At 72.1% G+C, this 18,887-nt stretch carries 18 protein-coding genes; 8 read left to right on the forward strand and 10 right to left on the reverse strand.

Going from position 1 to position 18,887, the window contains the following annotated elements; translation table 11 throughout:
* Window position 1 precedes the first annotated feature (1 nt).
* The gene (locus ACXR2U_RS04315; protein WP_458823699.1) at window positions 2-325 is read right to left on the reverse strand and encodes a hypothetical protein; all 324 of its coding nucleotides are present in this window, start codon (window positions 323-325) and stop codon (window positions 2-4) included.
* A 59-nt stretch (window positions 326-384) separates the two neighbouring features.
* On the opposite strand from ACXR2U_RS04315, the gene ACXR2U_RS04320 reads away from it, so the two are divergent.
* Both ACXR2U_RS04320 and ACXR2U_RS04325 read left to right on the forward strand, forming a co-directional pair.
* Window positions 385-1,491 carry a YihY/virulence factor BrkB family protein gene (locus ACXR2U_RS04320; RefSeq protein ID WP_458823700.1) on the forward strand — a complete coding sequence of 369 codons (1,107 nt, stop codon included), beginning with the start codon at window positions 385-387 and terminating at the stop codon, window positions 1,489-1,491.
* Between the two features lie 152 nt (window positions 1,492-1,643).
* On the forward strand, window positions 1,644-3,641 hold the full coding sequence (locus ACXR2U_RS04325) for a methylmalonyl-CoA mutase family protein (protein ID WP_458823701.1): 1,998 nt from the start codon (window positions 1,644-1,646) through the stop codon (window positions 3,639-3,641).
* A gap of 16 nt (window positions 3,642-3,657) precedes the next feature.
* On the opposite strand, the gene ACXR2U_RS04330 is transcribed toward ACXR2U_RS04325, so the two are convergent.
* Genes ACXR2U_RS04330 through ACXR2U_RS04340 form a run of 3 tightly spaced genes read right to left on the reverse strand, consistent with a single transcriptional unit; the run spans window position 3,658 to window position 5,493 of the window.
* Window positions 3,658-4,149 carry a hypothetical protein gene (locus ACXR2U_RS04330; protein ID WP_458823702.1) on the reverse strand — a complete coding sequence of 164 codons (492 nt, stop codon included), beginning with the start codon at window positions 4,147-4,149 and terminating at the stop codon, window positions 3,658-3,660.
* The gene (locus ACXR2U_RS04335) at window positions 4,146-4,610 is read right to left on the reverse strand and encodes a hypothetical protein (RefSeq protein ID WP_458823703.1); all 465 of its coding nucleotides are present in this window, start codon (window positions 4,608-4,610) and stop codon (window positions 4,146-4,148) included. The genes ACXR2U_RS04330 and ACXR2U_RS04335 overlap by 4 nt, the downstream gene beginning before the upstream one ends.
* Window positions 4,611-4,644: 34 nt before the next feature.
* Window positions 4,645-5,493 (reverse strand): aldo/keto reductase, encoded by an 849-nt coding sequence (locus ACXR2U_RS04340; protein WP_458823704.1) that lies wholly within the window; start codon window positions 5,491-5,493, stop codon window positions 4,645-4,647.
* Between the two features lie 54 nt (window positions 5,494-5,547).
* On the opposite strand from ACXR2U_RS04340, the gene nucS reads away from it, so the two are divergent.
* Window positions 5,548-6,222: an endonuclease NucS gene (gene nucS / locus ACXR2U_RS04345; protein ID WP_458823705.1), complete on the forward strand. Its 675-nt coding sequence runs from the start codon at window positions 5,548-5,550 to the stop codon at window positions 6,220-6,222.
* A 7-nt stretch (window positions 6,223-6,229) separates the two neighbouring features.
* Here the strand turns inward: nucS and ACXR2U_RS04350 are convergent, their stop codons facing one another.
* Together ACXR2U_RS04350 and ACXR2U_RS04355 are read right to left on the reverse strand one after the other, a co-directional pair.
* Window positions 6,230-6,811, reverse strand: a complete 582-nt coding sequence (locus ACXR2U_RS04350) for a hypothetical protein (protein WP_458823706.1) — start codon at window positions 6,809-6,811, stop codon at window positions 6,230-6,232.
* Window positions 6,812-6,826: 15 nt separating this feature from the next.
* Window positions 6,827-8,044, reverse strand: coding sequence for a glycosyltransferase family 4 protein (locus ACXR2U_RS04355; protein ID WP_458823707.1), 1,218 nt, complete (start codon window positions 8,042-8,044; stop codon window positions 6,827-6,829).
* A gap of 135 nt (window positions 8,045-8,179) precedes the next feature.
* Between ACXR2U_RS04355 and ACXR2U_RS04360 the strand changes: the two genes are divergently transcribed.
* Genes ACXR2U_RS04360 through ACXR2U_RS04370 form a run of 3 tightly spaced genes read left to right on the forward strand, consistent with a single transcriptional unit; the run spans window position 8,180 to window position 11,783 of the window.
* The gene (locus ACXR2U_RS04360) at window positions 8,180-9,694 is read left to right on the forward strand and encodes an aldehyde dehydrogenase family protein (RefSeq protein WP_458823708.1); all 1,515 of its coding nucleotides are present in this window, start codon (window positions 8,180-8,182) and stop codon (window positions 9,692-9,694) included.
* The gene (locus ACXR2U_RS04365; RefSeq protein WP_458823709.1) at window positions 9,691-11,481 is read left to right on the forward strand and encodes a 3-hydroxyacyl-CoA dehydrogenase family protein; all 1,791 of its coding nucleotides are present in this window, start codon (window positions 9,691-9,693) and stop codon (window positions 11,479-11,481) included. The genes ACXR2U_RS04360 and ACXR2U_RS04365 overlap by 4 nt, the downstream gene beginning before the upstream one ends.
* 26 nt (window positions 11,482-11,507) lie before the next feature.
* Complete coding sequence (locus ACXR2U_RS04370; protein WP_458823710.1) at window positions 11,508-11,783, forward strand: hypothetical protein; 276 nt, start codon at window positions 11,508-11,510, stop codon at window positions 11,781-11,783.
* Between the two features lie 91 nt (window positions 11,784-11,874).
* Here the strand turns inward: ACXR2U_RS04370 and ACXR2U_RS04375 are convergent, their stop codons facing one another.
* From ACXR2U_RS04375 to mce, 4 genes are all read right to left on the reverse strand, one after another.
* The gene (locus tag ACXR2U_RS04375) at window positions 11,875-12,972 is read right to left on the reverse strand and encodes a DivIVA domain-containing protein (protein ID WP_458823711.1); all 1,098 of its coding nucleotides are present in this window, start codon (window positions 12,970-12,972) and stop codon (window positions 11,875-11,877) included.
* Window positions 12,973-13,069: 97 nt separating this feature from the next.
* Window positions 13,070-14,521 carry a hypothetical protein gene (locus ACXR2U_RS04380; protein WP_458823712.1) on the reverse strand — a complete coding sequence of 484 codons (1,452 nt, stop codon included), beginning with the start codon at window positions 14,519-14,521 and terminating at the stop codon, window positions 13,070-13,072.
* A gap of 129 nt (window positions 14,522-14,650) precedes the next feature.
* Window positions 14,651-16,036 (reverse strand): crotonyl-CoA carboxylase/reductase, encoded by a 1,386-nt coding sequence (gene ccrA / locus ACXR2U_RS04385; RefSeq protein ID WP_458823713.1) that lies wholly within the window; start codon window positions 16,034-16,036, stop codon window positions 14,651-14,653.
* 59 nt (window positions 16,037-16,095) lie between these two features.
* A complete protein-coding gene (gene mce, locus ACXR2U_RS04390; protein ID WP_458823714.1) occupies window positions 16,096-16,539 on the reverse strand; it encodes a methylmalonyl-CoA epimerase in 444 nt (147 codons plus the stop codon).
* A gap of 119 nt (window positions 16,540-16,658) precedes the next feature.
* On the opposite strand from mce, the gene ACXR2U_RS04395 reads away from it, so the two are divergent.
* Together ACXR2U_RS04395 and meaB are read left to right on the forward strand one after the other, a co-directional pair.
* The gene (locus ACXR2U_RS04395) at window positions 16,659-17,864 is read left to right on the forward strand and encodes an acetyl-CoA C-acetyltransferase (RefSeq protein ID WP_458823715.1); all 1,206 of its coding nucleotides are present in this window, start codon (window positions 16,659-16,661) and stop codon (window positions 17,862-17,864) included.
* Complete coding sequence (gene meaB / locus ACXR2U_RS04400) at window positions 17,865-18,833, forward strand: methylmalonyl Co-A mutase-associated GTPase MeaB (RefSeq protein WP_458823716.1); 969 nt, start codon at window positions 17,865-17,867, stop codon at window positions 18,831-18,833.
* Window positions 18,834-18,887 lie beyond the last annotated feature (54 nt).

The raw sequence follows: 18,887 nt of genomic DNA on the forward strand, positions 1-18,887 counted from the left end.
GCTACAGCCGCAGCAGGTCGCGGGCGCGCTCGGCGTCGTCGCGGAAGACCAGGACGTCGACCGCGCCGTCGTTGCGGCGCGAGATCGACGAGCGGATCCCGGCCTCGGTGAGGGTGTTGCGCAGCGTGAGCGCGCGGGCGCGGGGGATAGCGGGTGCCACGACGTCGAGCATGCCGAGGTTGCCGGCGGCCGAGGACTCGGAGGCGTCGATGAGGCCGCGGGCGCCGACCCGGGGGTGCGACGGCTTGAAGATCCAGCGCAGCATCAGGCCCAGCAGGAGCACGACGCCGAGGGCGACGAAGATCGCCGACGGGTCGTTGGACATGACTCGATGGTAGGCGCCGGAACGGCCGTCGGGGAGCGGTGTGGCCTATCCTCGCGGTCGTGGCGGGAGGCGGCGGGTTCGTCGCCTCGCTCGACCGCTTCCAGCAAAGGCACCCCGTGGTGGGTTTCCCGCTCGCCGTGGTCTACAAGTTCTTCGACGACCAGGGGGCCTACCTCGCCGCCCTGGTCGCCTACTACGGGTTCCTCTCGATCTTCCCGCTGCTCCTGCTGCTGACCTCGGTCCTGGGTTTCGTGCTCGGCGGCAACGACACCCTGCGCGACCAGATCCAGGACTCGGCGTTCAACCAGATCCCCATCCTGTCGCAGACCATCGGCGGCACCGACATCTCGCAGGGCCTGCAGGGCAGCGTGCCCGCCGTCGTCATCGGCTTCCTCGTCGCGCTCTACGGCTCGATCGGGGTGGCGCAGGCGGCGCAGAACGCGATGAACCGGGCGTGGGGCGTCCCGCGCAACTCGCGCCCCAACCCGTTCAAGGCCCGCGGCAAGAGCCTGCTGCTGGTGACGGTGGTGGGTGGCGGGGTCGTCGTGACGACCGCCCTGAGCACGTTGATCGCCAACACCGGCAACTTCGGCTTCGCCCTCGGCACGACGCTGACGGTCGTCGCCTACCTGGTGACCATCGGCGGCAACTTCCTCATCTTCTGGGAGGGCTTCCGGCTCTCCACCGCGCGCGACCTGAAGTACCGGCAGCTGTGGCCGGGGGCGTTGTCCGCCGCGGTCGGCTGGTGGGTCATCCAGCGGGCGGGGACGTACCTCGCCCAGCAGCAACTGGCCGGCGCCAACACCGCGTACGGCGTGTTCGGGGTCGTCCTCGGTCTGCTGGGCTTCCTGTTCGTGGGGTCGATCCTGTTCGTGATGTCCGCGGAACTCAACGTGGTCCGCGACCGTCGGCTCTACCCTCGCTCCCTGCTCACGCCCTTCACCGACGACGTGGTGCTCACCCCGGCCGACCAGCGCGCCTACGGCAGCTATCCCGCGATCGAGCGGCTCAAGGGTTTCGAGCAGGTCCACGTGCAGTTCGCCCCGGAGCACACCTCCGACACCCTCCCGGTGCTGCGACCCGACGGGCTCGGTCATTCCCCTGAGGCCCCGCCGACGCGCCCGCGCGCCCCCCAGGTCGAGGGTCCGGCCCAGCCCGCGCCGTGACCCGACGGGCGCTCTGAGGCCCCCGCCACAGCGGGTTACCAGCGGGTAGCCACCTGGGGGACACTCGCGGGCAGCCGATCCGGCGGGACGCCGTGCAGCTGGTGCACCCCGCCGGTCGCCGAGACAGCGCCGTCCCGCAGGAGGTCCCGGACATGCCGTACCCCGACGACGACCGCCGCGACCCTCCCTGGGTCATGCGCACCTACGCCGGCCACAGCTCGCCGGCGGAGTCGAACGCGCTCTACCGGCGCAACCTCGAGAAGGGCCAGACCGGCCTCTCCGTGGCGTTCGACCTGCCCACGCAGACCGGCTACGACCCCGACGCCGAACTCGCCCGCGGCGAGGTCGGCAAGGTCGGGGTGCCCGTGGCGCACCTCGGTGACCTGCGCGCGCTGTTCGACGGCATCCCGCTCGAGACCATGAACACCTCGATGACCATCAACGCGCCCGCGATGTGGCTGCTCGCGCTCTACCTCACCGTCGCGGACGAGCAGGACGCCGATCCCGCGAAGCTGACCGGCACGACCCAGAACGACATCGTCAAGGAGTACCTCTCACGCGGGACGTACGTCTTCCCGCCGGGGCCGTCGCTGCGGCTGATCACCGACATGATCGCGTACACCGTCGCCCACGTCCCGAAGTGGAACCCCATCAACATCTGCAGCTACCACCTGCAGGAGGCGGGGGCGACCCCCACGCAGGAGTTGGCGTTCTCGCTGTCGACCGCCATCGCGGTGCTCGACGCCGTGAAGGAGTCCGGACAGGTCCCGCCCGAACGCTTCGGCGACGTCGTGGCACGCATGTCCTTCTTCGTGAACGCGGGCGTGAAGTTCGTCGAGGAACTGTGCAAGATGCGGGCGTTCGTCCAGCTGTGGGACGAGATCACCCGCGAGCGCTACGGGATCGAGAACCCGAAGCAGCGGCGGTTCCGCTACGGCGTGCAGGTCAACTCGCTCGGGTTGACCGAGGCCCAGCCGGAGAACAACGTCTACCGGATCCTGGTCGAGATGTTGGCCGTGACCATGTCGCGCGACGCCCGGGCGCGGGCCGTCCAGTTGCCCGCCTGGAACGAGGCGCTCGGGTTGCCGAGGCCGTGGGACCAGCAGTGGTCGCTGCGCATGCAGCAGGTGCTGGCCTTCGAGACCGATCTGCTCGACTACGCCGACCTGTTCGAGGGATCACGGGTCGTCGAGGCCAAGGTCGCCGAGCTGGTCGACAGCGCCCGGGCCGAGATCGACACCGTGCTCGAGATGGGCGGCGCCGTGGCGGCCGTCGACACCGGGTACCTGAAGTCGTCGTTGGTGGCCTCGCTCGCCGAGCGTTGGCGCCGCATCGAGTCCGGCGAGGACGTTGTGGTCGGGCTCAACAAGTACGTCGAGAGCGAGCCCAACCCGCTGCTGGCCGACATCGACGCCTCGATCCAGCGCGTCGACCCGGCGGTCGAGGCGGCGGCGGTCGAGTCGCTGCAGGCGTGGCGGGCGCAGCGCGACGCCGGCGAGGTCGACACCGCGCTGCGATCGTTGCGTGATGCAGCGAAGACCGACGAGAACCTCATGGAAGCGTCGTTGCACTGTGCACGGGTCGGGGTGACGACCGGTGAGTGGGCGGGCGTCCTGCGCGAGGTGTTCGGCGAGTACCGCGCGCCGACCGGTGTCAATGCGTCGTCGTCGTCCGGCGCGGGGGAGGGCACCGAAGGCATGACGGCCGTGCGCGCCGCGGTGAAGTCGCTCGGCCAGCAGCTCGGGCGTCCGCCGAAGTTCCTCGTCGGCAAGCCCGGCCTCGACGGCCACTCCAACGGCGCCGAACAGATCGCGGTGCGCGCCCGGGACGCCGGCTTCGAGGTCGTCTACTCCGGGATCCGCCTGACACCGGCGCAGATCGTCGCCGCGGCCGTCGAGGAGGACGTCGACGTCGTCGGCCTGTCGGTGCTGTCCGGCTCGCACCTGTCGGTGGTGCCGGACGTCGTGACCGGCCTGCAGGCGCAGGGCATGGACGACGTCCCGGTCATCGTCGGAGGCATCATCCCCGATGCCGACGCCGCCGCCCTGCGCGCCGGGGGCATCGCGAAGGTGTTCACGCCGAAGGACTTCGGCATCACCGAGATGTTGGGCGAGATCGTCGAGGCGATCACGGCCGCGAAGCGGCTCTGACCCACCTCGTCCGGACTCAGGTCAGGGCGGCGGTCGCCGCCTCGTTCGCCGCGACGGCCCAGGTGCGGACGTGGACGACGAACGCGACCACCGCGGGGGTGCACGCCGGGTCGGTGACCCAGACGTCCAGGGAACGCTTGGCGATCTTGCGGTCGGTCTTGCGCACCGCGAGCAGGGTGGTGCGTTCCCACACCAGGTCCCACTCGTCACCCCGGCCGTCGACCTCCGCCCAGGGCCCGCCGGCGATCGAGACCTGCACCCCGTTGCGCAGTTCCGCGTGGGCCACCGGGAGCCCGGTCCCGGGGTCGAGCAACTGCCAGTGCCGCCCGCGCACCTCGAGGATCCGGCCGGCCGGCGTGGCGTCCGGGCCGGCGAGGTCGACGATCCGCCCCCGCGTGCCGACCTCGGCCGCGAGCACCACCGCGCCCTCGGGCGTCGTCACCGCGAACCGGCCCTTGGCCTGGGCGAGCCGGCGCGGGAGACGCAGGATCGCGATCGCGCCGGTCACGTCAGCCCCTCCGCGACCTCGGCGCGACGGCTGCGCAGCATGCGGACCTCCCGGTAGGTGACGACGGTGGCGAGGAAGTCGAGCAGTTCCAGGGTGCCGTCCTGGGCACACGTCCAGTCCGAGCCCACCCCGGCGCCGAGGGCGCGGGCGTGCACCGCGAGGCCCCCGCCGACGTGCAGTTCCCACGCACCGGACGACGGTGCGGCGTCGAAGCTGCCGGTGCGGCCGTCGGCGTAGGTGATCGCGTGCCGCGTGCCCACGCTCGGGTCGATGCAGAGCAACGCCCAGCCGTCCGGCCGGCGGGCGTACCACGGGTCCAGCGCGGGCTTCTCCACCCGCAGCAGCACCACGCCGTCCGGGTCCTCGACGGTGACGCCGGGGCTGCGGCCGGTGAGGAACGCGACCGCCGCCCCGGAACCGTCGCGCACGCCTCGTGCGCGCAGCTCCAGGACGGCGGTCACCGTGGTCCTGCTCCGTTCGGCCCAGGCCGGGAGATCAGTCGGGGATGTAGTCGAACTTGTCGGGGTTCGGGCCGGTCCGGCCCTCCTCGCCCTTGTTGAGCGCCGAGATCATCGCGAGGTCCTCGCCGGTGAGCTCGAAGTCGAACAGCGCGAAGTTCTCCTCCATGCGCGCGGGCGTGACCGACTTCGGGAACACGATGTCGCCGCGCTCGATGTGCCAGCGCAGGGTGACCTGGGCGGGCGTGCGGCCGACGCGCTCGGCGATGGTGACGATGGTGGGGTCGTCGAGCACCCCGCCCTGCGCGATCGGCGACCAGGCCTCGACCGCGATCTCGTTCTCGCGGCAGTAGGTGCGCACCTCCTCGTTGGTGAAGAAGGGGTGCACCTCGATCTGGTTGACCGCGGGCTTGATCTCGGTCTCGGCCGCGAGGCGGCGCAGGTGCTTGACCTGGAAGTTCGAGACGCCGATCGAGCGGGCCCGGCCGTCGCGGTAGAACTCCTCGAGCGTCTTCCAGGTCGAGACGAAGTCGCCGTCGTAGCGCGTCGGCAGCGGCCAGTGGATGAGGAACAGGTCGACGTGGTCCATCTTCAGCGCGGCGAGCGTGTCGTCGAACGCCTTGCGGGCGGCGTCGGGCTCGTGGAAGCCGTTGTTGAGCTTGCTGGTGATCCAGACGTCGTCACGGTCGAGACCGGAGCTCGCGAACGCCTCGCCGACCCCGGCCTCGTTGCCGTACATCTCGGCGGTGTCGATGTGGCGGTAGCCGAGCTCGAACGCCGTGGTGGTCGCCTCGGCCGTCTCCTCGGGCTTGATCTGGAAGACCCCGAAGCCGAGCTGGGGGATGGCCTTGCCGTCGTTCAGGGTGATGGTGGGAACGGAAGTCATGCTCCAGTTCTACCCAGCCGGTCCCACCCACCTCACCGGGTAGGGTCCGCGCCCGTGCGTCTGGTCATAGCCCGCTGCAGCGTCGACTACCTCGGGCGCCTGACCGCCCACCTCCCGCCCGCCACCCGGTTGCTGCTGGTCAAACGCGACGGCAGCGTGTCGATCCACGCCGACGACCGCGCGTACAAGCCGCTGAACTGGATGTCGCCGCCCTGCACGCTGGTCGAGGGCGAGGCGCTCGACGGCCGGGCGGAGTGGACGGTCACCAACAAGGCGGGGGAGAAGCTCGTCATCACCATCGACGAGTTCCTCCACGACCACTCCGAGGACCTCGGCATCGACCCGGGCCTGGTCAAGGACGGCGTCGAGGCCCACCTGCAGGCGCTGCTCGCGATGCACATCGAGACGCTCGGCCCGGGCTACCGGCTGGTGCGGCGCGAGTACCCGACCCCGATCGGTCCGGTGGACCTGCTGGCCCGCTCGCCCGAGGGGGTCTCGGTGGCGGTGGAGATCAAGCGACGCGGCGAGATCGACGGTGTCGAGCAGTTGACCCGCTACCTGGACCTGCTCAACCGCGACCCGCTCCTCGCGCCGGTGCGCGGGGTCTTCGCGGCCCAGGAGATCAAGCCCCAGGCCCGGGTCCTCGCCCACGACCGGGGCATCGAGACGCTGGTGCTGGACTACGAGGCCCTGCGCGGCACCGACGACCCGTCGCTGCGCCTGTTCTGACGAGACGTCAGCGGGACAGCGGGTCGCGGACGTCCGCGCCGGTGGCGCCGGCCAGTGGGGCGACGTCGACCGAGGCGACCTCGATGCGGTGCAGGCGGGGGGCCTTGCCCGCGAGGCACGCGACCTTGGTGAGCGCCTGGTCGCGGATGGCGATGACGTCGGACACCGCGTCGTTGTAGAACGAGGCCGCGACGTCGACCTGGCGCACGGTCTGCTGGACCGTGGCCCGCATGACCGGGTCGACCTCGGCCAGCGCGGCCGGCGAGGCCTCGGCGAGCAGCAGGGTGGCGGTGGCGGCCAGTTCGTTCTCGCCCGCGACCCGCCGGGCGTGGTCGGGGTCGGCGTCCTGCAGCTCCAGCACGTCGCTCACGCCGTAGCTCAACAGCAGCGAGCTGGCGGGGTCGAGCGTGGCGGAGTTGGCCAGCTCCAGCAGGGCTTCGCTGCGGCGCACGAACATGGCGTCGAGGGCGTGCCAGCAGCCCTCGATGCGGGCGTGCAGCCGGTCGATGCGCGAGGCGCGGTACGACAGCACCCACGCCAGCAGGATGACGACGCCGACCACGGTGACGGCGATCAACAGGGCGTCCACCTCGACGATGGTCCTCTACAGCTCGCCGCGGCGGATCCACGAGACGGCGCGGTCACGGCGCCGCTCGCCCGGCAGCCGGGCGGTGCGCGCCGGTTCGGCCTCGAACGCCTCGGCCATGCTGGCCCAGGACAGCCGAGCGAGCTCGTACACCTCGACGATCCGGGCGGCCACGGTCGACCAGTCGTACTGGGCGGCCACCCGGCGTCCGGTGGCGGCGGCGTCGGCACGCAGCTCGGGGTCGGCGAGCAACTGGAGCACCCGCCCGGCGAGGGCGGGGGCGTCCTGCACCGGGAACGACAGGTGCGACAGGTCCGGCCCGAGGACGTCGGCGAACGGCGGGATGTCGCTCGCCACCACCGGCACGCCCGCCGACATCGCCTCGACCAGCACCATGCCGAAGCTCTCGCCGCCGGTGTGCGGGGCGACGAACGCGTCGATCGAGCGGTAGAAGCGGTGTTTCTCCTCGTCCGAGACCGCCCCGAGGAACTCGACGTGCCTCCGGACGTCCTCGGGCACGCCCTCGACGGCCTCGGCCTGGTCGCCCGGCCCGACCACCAGCAGCCGGGCGCCCGGGAAGCGGGCGAGCACGGTGGGCAGGGCCGCCAGCACCACCGCGAGGCCCTTGCGGGACTCGTCGATGCGGCCGAGGAAGCCGATGGTGGGCCGGTCCGGGGTGCCGCACCACGCGGGTTCGGGCTCGGCGTCGGCGAACGCACTGGTGTAGACCGCGTTGGGGATGACCACCGCGTCCGCGTGCATGCCCTCGCGCAGCGTGCGTTGCGCCTCGGCCGACACCGCGATCCGGCCGACGATCTTGTCCAGGCTGGCGCCGATGACCGGGCGGGCCGACTGCATGGCCCGGGAGCGGACCGACGCCGTGTGGAACGTCGCCACGACGGGCGTCTCGGCCGCCCAGAGCGCCAGCAGGGAGATGCTGGGCGTGATCGGTTCGTGCAGGTGCAGCAGGTCGAAGCTGCCGCTCTCGACCCACCGCGAGACGCGGGCCATGGCGCGCGGGCCGAAGTTCACCCGGGCCACCGACCCGTTGTAGGGGATCTGGACGGCCCGGCCGCTGCTCACGACGTACGGCGGCAGGGGGGTGTCGTCGTCGGCCGGGGCGAGGACGCTGACCTCGTGGCCGTGGCCGATGAGGTACTCGGCCAGGTCGCGGACGTGCCACTGCACGCCGCCGGGCACCTCGAACGAGTACGGGCAGACCATCCCGATGCGCATCGGTGGCGTCGTCCTCCCGTTGGTGGTGACCGTCGCGCCACCCTATCGACGGGGTGTGGCGCGTGTCCGCAACTCTGGCCGCGGCGTGTTACCCGCCGGTAACGTCTGCGCGGAGCCGACCGTCAGGAGACCCGCGTGACCACGGACCAGATCGCCGCGCCGACCAGCACGCCCACCGCCTCGACCTTCGACAGCCTGGACCCCGCCACGGGTGCGGTCGTGGCGAGCTTCCCGGTCGACGACGCCGCGCGGGTGGCGGAGGTCGTCGCCGCGGCCCGGCCGGCCGCGGCCTGGTGGGCCGACCTCGGGTTCGACGGCCGCAAGGCCCGGCTGCTCGCCTGGCGGCGCATCCTCGCGGCCCGGCTGCCCGAGCTCGCGGACCTCATGCACCGCGAGAACGGCAAGACGTACGACGACGCCGTGGGCGAGGCGGCGCTCGCCGTCGAGCACCTCGACTGGGCGGCCAAGCACGCGGGCAAGGTCCTGGCCGACCACGCCGTGCGTCCCGGTCTGCTGGCGATGAACATGCGGGCCCGGGTGCAGAACCGCCCGTTCGGCGTCGTGGGCGTCATCGGGCCGTGGAACTACCCGGTCCACACGCCGATGGGCTCGATCAGCTACGCCCTGGCCGCGGGCAACGCCGTGGTGTTCAAGCCCAGCGAGTACACCCCGGCCGTGGGCGCGTGGCTCGTCGACACCTTCGCCGAGGTCGTCCCCGAGCACCCGGTCTTCTCCCTGGTCACGGGCTTCGGTGCCACCGGCGACGCCTTGTGTCGCTCGGGTGTCGGCAAACTCGCCTTCACGGGGTCCACCGCGACCGGCAAGAAGGTGATGGCCGCGTGCGCCGACACCCTCACCCCGGTGGTCATCGAGTGCGGGGGCAAGGACGCCCTCATCGTCGCGGCCGACGCCGACGTCGAGGCCGCGGCCGACGCCGCGGTCTGGGGCGGGTTCACCAACGCCGGCCAGACCTGCATCGGCATCGAGCGGGTCTACGCCGTCGAGGCCGTCCACGACGCGTTCGTCGCGGCCGTCACCCGCCGGGCGTCGAGGCTGCGGGCGGGCCGCGACTACGGCCCCATCACGATGCCGGGCCAGGTCGACGTCATCCGCCGCCATCTCGCCGCGGCCGAGGCCGACGGGGGCCGGGCGGTCGTGTCGGGCGCCGTCGACGGCTTCCTGGTGCAACCCTCGGTGTTCGTGGACGTCCCCGAGTGGTCGGCCGCGGTGCAGGAGGAGACCTTCGGCCCGACGCTGACGATCGCGCGGGTCCGCGACGAGGACGAGGCGGTCGAGCGCGCCAACGGCACGGACTTCGGCCTCGGCGCCGCGGTCTTCAGCCGCCACGACGGCGAACGGATCGCGAACCGGCTGCGCACCGGGATGGTGTCGGTGAACTCGGTGCTGTCGTACGCGATGGTCCCGGAACTGCCGTTCGGCGGTGTGGGGGCGTCGGGCTTCGGACGCATCCACGGCCGCGAGGGGCTGCGGGAGTTCGTCTGGCAGCGCTCGGTCGCCTCGCAGCGGATGAAGGCGCCGCTGACGGTGACCTCGTACGAGCGCCCGCGGTGGGCGGTGCCGACTCTCGTGCGCATGGTGCGCACCGTGTGGGGGCGGGGAGCCGCCGGGACGAAGGGGTCACGATCATGAGCAGGACGTTCGAGAAGGTCGGTGTCGTCGGCCTCGGGACGATGGGCGCCGGGATCGCCGAGGTCTTCGCCCGCAACGGCCTCGACGTCGTCGCGGTCGAGCGCGACGAGCCGGCGTTGGAGCGCGGCCGCGGCCACGTGCAGCACTCGGTCGACCGCGCCGTGAAGCGCGGCAAGCTCACCGAGAGCGACGCGTCGTCGCTGGTCGGCCGGATCGCGTTCGTGACCGACATGGAGCAGCTCGCCGAGGTCGACCTCGTGGTCGAGGCCGTCCCGGAGTCGCTCGACCTCAAGCGGGCGGTGTTCGGCGAACTCGACCGGATCTGTCCGCCGGAGGCGGTGCTGGCCACCAACACGTCGTCGTTGTCGGTCACCGAGATCGCGGTCGCCACGTCGCGGCCGGACAAGGTCATCGGCATGCACTTCTTCAACCCCGCGCCGGTCATGAAGCTGGTCGAGGTCGTGCGCAGTGTCGTCACCGACGACGAGGTCATCGCCGACGTCGCCGCGTTCGCTGAGAAGCTCGGCAAGAACGACGTCACCATCGGCGACCGCGCGGGTTTCGTCGCCAACGCGCTGCTGTTCGGCTACCTCAACCACGCCGCGTCGATGTACGAGTCGCGGTACGCCACCCGCGAGGACATCGACGCCGCGATGAAGCTCGGGTGCGGACTGCCCATGGGGCCGCTCGCGCTGCTGGACCTCATCGGCCTCGACACCGCGTACGAGATCCTCGACACGATGTACAAGCAGGGCCGGGACCGCCTGCACGCGCCGACCCCGGTGCTCAAGCAGATGATCACCGCCGGGCTCCTCGGCCGGAAGACCGGGCGCGGTTTCTACGCCTACGACCGGCCGGATTCCCCGACCGTCGTGGGGGATTCCTCGGTCGGCACGGAGCCCGCGGCCGGGTTGCCGGATGCCTCGGCGACCCCGCGGCCGGTGCAGACGGTCGGCGTGGTCGGGTCCGGCACGATGGCCACCGGCATCGTCGAGGTGCTGGCCAAGGGCGGCTACGACGTCCTCGCCGTCGCCCGCACGCCGGAGAAGGCCGAGAAGATCGTCGCCGGCGTCACGCGTTCGCTCGACAAGGCCGTCGCCCGCGGCAAGCTCGAGCAACCGTTGCGTGATGCAGCGATCGCCCGGATCACGCCCACTGCGTCGCCCGACGACCTCGCCGGTGTCGACCTCGTCGTCGAGGCCGTCGTCGAGGACCTGCAGGTCAAGCAGACGCTGTTCGCCGCGCTCGACGAGATCTGCAAGCCCGGTGCGGTCCTCGCGACCACCACGTCGTCGCTGCCGGTGATCGAGTGCGCCGCGGCGACCACCCGCGCCCGCGACGTCGTCGGCCTGCACTTCTTCAACCCGGCGCCGGTGATGAAGCTGGTCGAGGTCGTCTCGACCGTGCGCACCGACCCCGAGGTCGAGGCCACGGCGGTCGCGGTGTGCGAGCGGATCGGCAAGCACGCCGTGCGCTGCGGCGACCGCGCCGGGTTCATCGTCAACGCGCTGCTGTTCCCGTACCTCAACGACGCCGTCCGCATGCTGGAGTCGCACTACTCGACCGCCGACGACATCGACACCGCGATGAAGGTCGGCTGCGGCTACCCGATGGGTCCGTTCGAGCTGCTCGACGTCGTCGGACTGGACGTGTCGCTGGCGATCCAGCGCGAGCTCTACCTGGAGTTCCGCGAGCCCGGTTTCGCCCCCGCCCCGCTCCTCGAACACCTGGTCACGGCCGGTCGGTTGGGCCGCAAGACCGGCCAGGGCTTCCGCGACTGGAGCTGACACACGCGGTTCGTACGCTGGAGGGCGTGCCCCGGAAGAACCGTGCCCTGCGGCAGGCGCCGCCGACGCCGCGCGGGGGAGTGAGCCGGGTCGAGTCCTACCGCGGCGAGGCGTACGAGGTGCGCACCACCACGGTCGGTGACGGCACCTACCGCTGCCCCGGGTGCGACCAGCTCATCAACGCCGGTCTGGGTCACGTCGTCGCCTGGCGTGCCGACGGCGACGGCGACGACCGCCGCCACTGGCACACCGCCTGCTGGGCGAACCGCGAGCGCCGCACCGTCACGCGTCGCTGGAGTTGATCTGGTGAGTGGTCGGTTCCACCGCCGAGTGGGCAGGAAGAGGTGACCACTCACCGGGAGAGGTGACCACTCGCCGGTCGGGGAGAGCGGGTCAGGACGTGGCGAGCGGGTTCCGCGCCGGGTCGTGGTCGCTGACAATGCCCTGGATCCGGCCCGCGATGGTGCCGAGTTCGGCGTGCACGCGGTGGCGCTCGTGGTCCAGGCGTTCGACCTCGGCCTTGGCCTCACGGGTGATCCGGTCGGCGGTGTCACCCGCGTCGGAGACGATCCCGGTGGCCTCGCGCAGCGCCGCCGCACGGCGCTCGCGGTCCTCCTCCTCCTCGCGACGACGCCGCACCCGCAGCGTGATCTCGAAGTCCTCCTCGGCCTGCCGACGCTTCGCGGCGGCCTCGGCGTCCGCGCGCTCGCGGGCCTCGCGGGAGACCCGGTCGGCTTCAGTGCGGGCGGCGCTCGACGCCGTCGCGGCCTCGGCGATCTCCTCGGCCGCGGTGGCGCGCAGCTGGGCGACCTCCTGGGTGGCGGTGCCGCGCAGGGCGGCGACCTCCTCGCGGGCGAGGCGCAGTTCCTCCTCCGCACGGGCGCCGACCTCCGCGGCGTGGGCGTCGGCCTCGGACACCTTGCGGGTGTAGGTCTGGTCGGCCTCGGCCATGCGCTGGGTCGCGGCCGACATGACCTGGTCGGACTCCGCCTTGGCCTCGGCCTTCGCGGTCTCCGCGGACGCGGTGGCCGACTCGCGGATGCGTCGGGCGTCGTTCTCGGCGTCGGCGCGGGTCTGGCGCGCCACCTGCTGCGCGAGCGCGACGACCTCCTGCACCCGGGAGTCGACGTTGTCGGGGTCGATGGTCTCGACGGCCGCGGCGACCCGTCGGCGCAGCGACTCGATCTCGGCCTGGGCGCTCGCGAGCTGGGCCGCGAGGTCGGACACGCGGGTCGAGTTCTCGCTGCGGCCGGTGGCGAGCGACCGGTTGTCGTCCTCGAGCTTCGCGACGTAGACGTCGACCTGGTGACGGTCGTAGCCCCGCATGACGGTGTCGAACCGGCGGCGGGGGTCGTCGAGCATGGGCAGCAGTCCGCCGAGCGCGTCGTCGGCCACCGGCGCGTTGATGGTCGGGATGGTCTGGGTGTCGCCGGCGGCGGGCGTACCCATGATCATCGTCTCGTCGTCGCGTTCGGGGAGCCGGTCTGCCATGGGGACCAGTTTCCCAGACCTCGACGACCCACCCAAGCCGTTGCCAGGTTGCAGTCCGGCCACCGCTGCGTCACGGCGGCGTCGCGCCGGGAGCGGGCTACTCCGCCCCGGCGCCGACGTTCTCGGGCAGCAACGCCCCCAGCTTGACGTGCAGCTCGGACAGCGCGCGCTCGGTCTGCCGCCGGGCCGCCTCGAGGGCGTCGGCCCGGGCCTTGGCCTCCCGCTCGATGCGCTCGGCCTCGATCCGGGCGGCGTCGACGAGCTGGTTGGCCTCGGTCTGGGCGCGGGCCGCGCGGCGGCGGGCCTGCTCGTCCTCGTGGCTGCGGCGACGGCGCAACGCGATCTCGAAGTCCTCCTCGGCCGTCTGTCGACGCTCCTTGGACGCCTGCTCGGCCTTGGCGCGGGCCTCGGCGGCCTCGCGGTTGGCCTTGTCGATGTCGGCCTTGGCCTCGGCCCGCAGCGCGGTCGACTCCTCCTGCGCCTTCGAGAGCTCGGCGCGGGCGCGCGAGGTGACGGTGGCCGCGTGCTGGTCGGCCTCCTGCCGCTTGCGACCGGTCTCGGCCTCGAGCGCGGCCACCCGGCGGGCGTGGTCCTTGTCGGCCTCGCTCTTGCGGGCGGCGGCGGCCTCGACGATCTGGGCGGCCTCGGCGCGCGCGGCGTCGCGGGCGGCCTCGGCGTCGTTGTCGGCCGCGCCGCGCTGCTCCTCGGCGTACGTGTCGGCCTCGGCGTGCAGGCGCTGGGAGTACGCGTCGGCCTCGGCGCGGACCCGCTCGGCGACGGTCTCGGCCTCGCCGACGCGAGCCGAGTACTGCGCCTCGGCGTTGCGCTGGGCCGTGGTGGCGGACTCGAGGGCGGCGTCGATGCGGACCTGCGCCTCGGCGCGGATCGACTCGGCGTCGGCGTCGGCCTCGGAACGGACCCGCGCGGCGTACTCGTCGGCGTCACGGGTCTTGTCCGCGACCAGCTTGTCGAGGTCGGCGTGACGCTTGCGGGCCTGCACCAGCATGCTGCTGGCGTCGCGCTGGGCCTCCTCGACGACGCGCTGCGCCTCCTCGTCGGCGGCGGTCCGCACGCGGTTGGAGTAGCTGTCGGCCTCGGTGCGGGTGCGCTTCGCGACCTGCTGGGCGCTGTTGATGATGTCCTGGACGTACGGATCGACGTTGTCGAGGTCGAGCTTCTCCGGGGCGGGCGCCGCCGCCGGCGGCTTGCTCGCCGCCTGCTTGCGCAGGCTCTCCAGGGTCGAGTAGTTCGACGCCAGCTGGGTCGCGAGGTCGGCCGCGCGGGCCGCCGCCTCGTCGCGGTCGGAGTCCGCGATCCGCAGCTGCTCCTCGAGTTCGGCGACGAAGGTGTCGACCTGGGTGCGGTCGTAGCCGCGCATCGCGCTCTCGAACGACGGCCGTACCCGCCGGGCCCGGCCCGGACGGCGCGAACGGGCCAGCTGCAGGTCGGGGTCGAAGCCGTCGTCGCCCAGCAGGCCGCCGTCGTCGTCGTCCGACTCCACGGTCGTGTCGAGCTCGTCGACGTCGGGCCGGCTGTCGTCCTCGATCATGTCGTCCTCTTCCGCGGTGCGCTCACGACCGATGTCGCGTGGGCTGGCAGGGCTGCACCCTACTGGCGACAAGTCTTCCCGAGACAGCGTCAGTCGTCATCTCGAACCGTCCGACCGGACGCGCCGGTCTCAGACGTCGCGGAAGCGGTTGATCGCGTCCTCGTGCTTCGCCCGGAGGGCGGTGTCACGCACGCCCAGGCCCTCGGTGGGCGCGAGGCACAGCACGCCCACCTTGCCCTGGTGGGCGTTGCGGTGGACGTCGTACGCCGCCTGCCCGGTCTCGGCCATCGGGTAGGCCCTGGACAGCGTCGGGTGGATCAGACCGCGGGCGATGAGCCGGTTGGCCTCCCACGCCTCCTTGTAGTTGGCGAAGTGGGAGCTGACGATCCGCTTGAGGTTCATCCACAGGTAGCGGTTGTCGTACTCGTGCAGGTAGCCCGAGGTCGACGCGCAGGTGACGATCGTGCCGCCCTTCTTGGCGACGTAGACGCTCGCGCCGAAGGTCTCACGGCCCGGGTGCTCGAACACGATGTCGGGATCGTCGCCCCCGGTCAGCTCACGGATCTTCGCGCCGAACCGCTTCCACTCCCGCGGGTCCTGCTCGGTGCCCTCGTCGTTCCAGAACTTGTAGCCCTCGGCGGTGCGGTCGATGATCAACTCCGCGCCCATCCGCCGGCAGATCTCGGCCTTCTCCGGCGAGGACACGACACACACCGGCACGGCACCGCCGTTGAGCGCCATCTGGGTGGCGTAGGAACCCAGGCCACCGGACGCGCCCCAGATGAGGACGACGTCGCCCTGCTTCATGTTCGCGCCGTGGTGGCTCACGAGCTGGCGGTAGGCGGTGCAGTTCACCAGGCCGGGGCAGGCGGCTTCCTCCCAGGTGAGGTGCTCGGGCTTGGGCATGAGCTGGTTGCTCTTGACCAGGGCCAGTTCGGCGAGGCCGCCGTAGTTGGTCTCGAAGCCCCAGATCCGCTGCTGCGGGTCGAGCATGGTGTCGTCGTGGCCCTGGTGGTCCTCGAGTTCGACCGAGAGGCAGTGCGCGACGACGCGGTCGCCCGGCTTCCACTTCGTGACGCCCTCGCCGACCCGCACGACGACGCCCGCGAGGTCGGAGCCGACGACGTGGAACGGCTGGTCGTGCTTGGCCGCGGATGGCACCGCCTTGGCGTAGCGCTTGAGGAACGAGAACGTCGACACCGGCTCGAAGATCGAGGTCCAGACGGTGTTGTAGTTGACCGCGCTCGCCATGACGGCGACCAGCGCCTCACCCGGACCGACCTCGGGCGTCGGGACGTCCTGCACGTGCAGACTCTTGCGCGGGTCCTTGTCGCGGGTCTCGAGGCCCGCGAACATGTCGGCCTCGTCGGCACGGACGACGACGCCCTTGTAGGTGTCGGGCACCTCGAGGTCGGCGAGTCCGGTCAGCAGGGTGTGGAGCTCGGCATCGGACGTCGTCTGCTCGGCTCGGGCGAGGACGTCGCGGATGGCGGCCATGGCGTCGGCGGCTGGCATGGGCAGAAGTTACCGAGCGGTAACCCTTACGGGAACAGCGAAGTGGCCGCCCTCACGGGTCAGTGAGCGGCCTCCGCGGCGGGCTCGACCAGTTCGAGCAGCACGCCCCCGACGTCCTTCGGGTGGACGAAGTTGACCCTGCTCCCCGCGGTGCCCCGCCTGGGGGCGTCGTAGAGCAGTCGCAGGCCGCGACCGCGCAACGTGGCGGCGACAGCCTCGACGTCGTCGACGGTGACGGCCAGTTGCTGCAGGCCGGGGCCGTTGCGGTCGAGGAACTTCGCGATCGTCGAGGTCTCCGACAGCGGGGCCAGCAACTGGATGCGGCTGGTGCCGTCACCCACCGCCAGCATGGCCTCGCGGACGCCCTGTTCCTCGTTGGTCTCCTCGTGCACGCTGACGATCCCCAACGTGTCGCGGTAGAAGGCGATGGCCTCGTCGAGATCGGGGACAGCGATCCCGACGTGGTCGATCCGGAGGAACAGGCTGGCGACGGCGGCGTCCATCGGGTCATCGTGGCGCAGCCCGCGGCGCTGCGGAACCGACGTGCGAGGTCTCACACCGCCCGCACGCCCGCCGCCGATACGCTCGCGAGACACCCGGCAGCCGTCGAACGGAGTCACCGATGACGTCCACCCCCGCCCCCCGCACCTCGGTCATCGTGGGCGGTGCCCGCACCCCGATGGGCCGGCTGCTCGGCGAACTGACGTCCTTCTCCGGCACCGACCTCGGCGGGTTCGCCATCAAGGGCGCCTTGAAGCGTTCCGGGGTCGCGCCGGACCAGGTCGAGTACGTGATCATGGGCCAGGTGCTGCAGGCCGGCGCGGGTCAGATCCCGTCCCGCCAGGCCGCGGTGAACGCCGGCATCCCGATGAGCGTGCCGTCGCTGACCATCAACAAGGTCTGCTTGTCCGGTCTCGACGCCATCGCGTTGGCCGACCAGCTCATCCGCGCCGGCGAGTTCGACATCGTCGTCGCGGGCGGCATGGAGTCCATGACCAACGCGCCGCACCTGCTGCCGAACTCGCGCAAGGGCACCAAGTACGGCGCGATCGAGATGGTCGACGCCATGGCCCACGACGGCCTCACCGACGCCTTCGACCACATCGCGATGGGGGCGTCCACCGAGGAGCACAACAAGCGCTACACCGTCACCCGCGAGCAGCAGGACGAGTTCGCGGCCGCGTCGCACCAGAAGGCGGCCCTGGCGCAGAAGAACGGTGTGTTCGACGAGGAGATCGTCACCGTCCAGGTACCCCAGCGCAAGGGCGACCCGCTCGAGGTCCGGGCCGACGAAGGCATCCGCCCCGACACCACCGCCGAGACCCTCGCCAAGCTCAAGCCCGCGTTCAGCAGGGACGGCACGATCACCGCCGGTTCGTCCTCGCCGATCAGCGACGGCGCGGCCGCGGTCGTGGTCATGAGCAAGGCCAAGGCCGAGGAGCTCGGGCTCTCCTGGCTCGCCGAGATCGGTGCACACGGCAACGTCGCCGGCCCGGACAACTCGCTCCAGGAGCAGCCGTCGAACGCCATCAAGCACGCGCTGGCCAAGGCCGGCAAGACCGTCGACGACCTCGACCTGGTCGAGATCAACGAGGCGTTCGCCGCGGTCGGCCTGGTCTCGACCGCGGCCCTGGGCATCGACCCGGCCAAGGTCAACCCCAACGGCGGCGCCATCGCACTCGGCCACCCGATCGGCATGTCCGGCGCGCGGCTCGCCCTCACGCTCGCGCTCGAACTCCAGCGCCGCGGCGGCGGTCTCGGCGCGGCCGCGCTCTGCGGTGGCGGCGGTCAGGGTGACGCGCTGCTGCTCACCGTTCCCGCCTCCTGAGTGCCGACGCCCGACGTCGACGCCCTGGTCGAGGGCGCCCGACGCGGTGAACGCCGCGCCATCGCCCGGCTCCTGACGCTCGTCGAGCAGGTCGACGGGGCAGGGCCCGACGCGCGCCGGGCGGCCGATCTGCTCGCCCCGCACGCGGGTTCCGCACGGGTGGTCGGGTTGACCGGCCCGCCCGGGGTGGGCAAGTCGACCTCGACGTCGGCGCTGGTCGGGGTGCTGCGGGCCCGCGGCGACACGGTCGCGGTCCTCGCGGTCGACCCGTCGTCGCCGTTCTCCGGCGGCGCCCTGCTCGGTGACCGGATCCGCATGGGCGAGCACGCGTCCGACGACGGTGTCTACATCCGCTCGCTGGCCTCACGCGGCCGGCTGGGTGGTCTCGCCGCCGCGGTGCCGCAGGCGTTGCGGGTGCTCGACGCCGCCGGGTTCGACGTCGTCCTGGTCGAGACGGTCGGGGTCGGCCAGGCCGAGGTCGAGATCGCCTCGCTTGCCGACACCACGATCGTGCTGCTCGCGCCCGGCCTCGGCGACGGCGTGCAGGCGGCCAAGGCCGGGATCCTCGAGGTCGCCGACGTCTACGTCGTCAACAAGGCCGACCGCGACGGTGCCGACGTCGTGGCGCGCGAACTGCGGCAGGTGCTCGCCATGGCCCGCGACCACGATCCCGAGGTGTGGCGGGCACCGATCGTCAAGACCGTGGCCTCGCAGGGGCGTGGTGTCGACGACGTCCTGGCCGCGCTGGACGCCCACGCCGCGTGGCTGCGCCGCGGCGACGGGTCCGGGCTCGCGGCCCGGCGTGCGGCCCGGGCGGAAGTCGAGGTCGAGGCGCTGGTGCAGGACGTCGTCCACGCCCGACTGCTCGCGGCGCGCGGACCGGACGGCCTGTCGCGCGCCGCCGTGGCCGTCGCCGCCGGTGAGCTGTCGCCGTTCACCGCCGCCGACCGCCTGCTCGACGGCCTCTGACGGCCTCTGACGGCCAAATTCTGTGTACTTCTGCAGCGCCAGGCCGCAGGAGTA

It is taken from the genome of Jatrophihabitans sp. YIM 134969 (genome assembly GCF_054456675.1).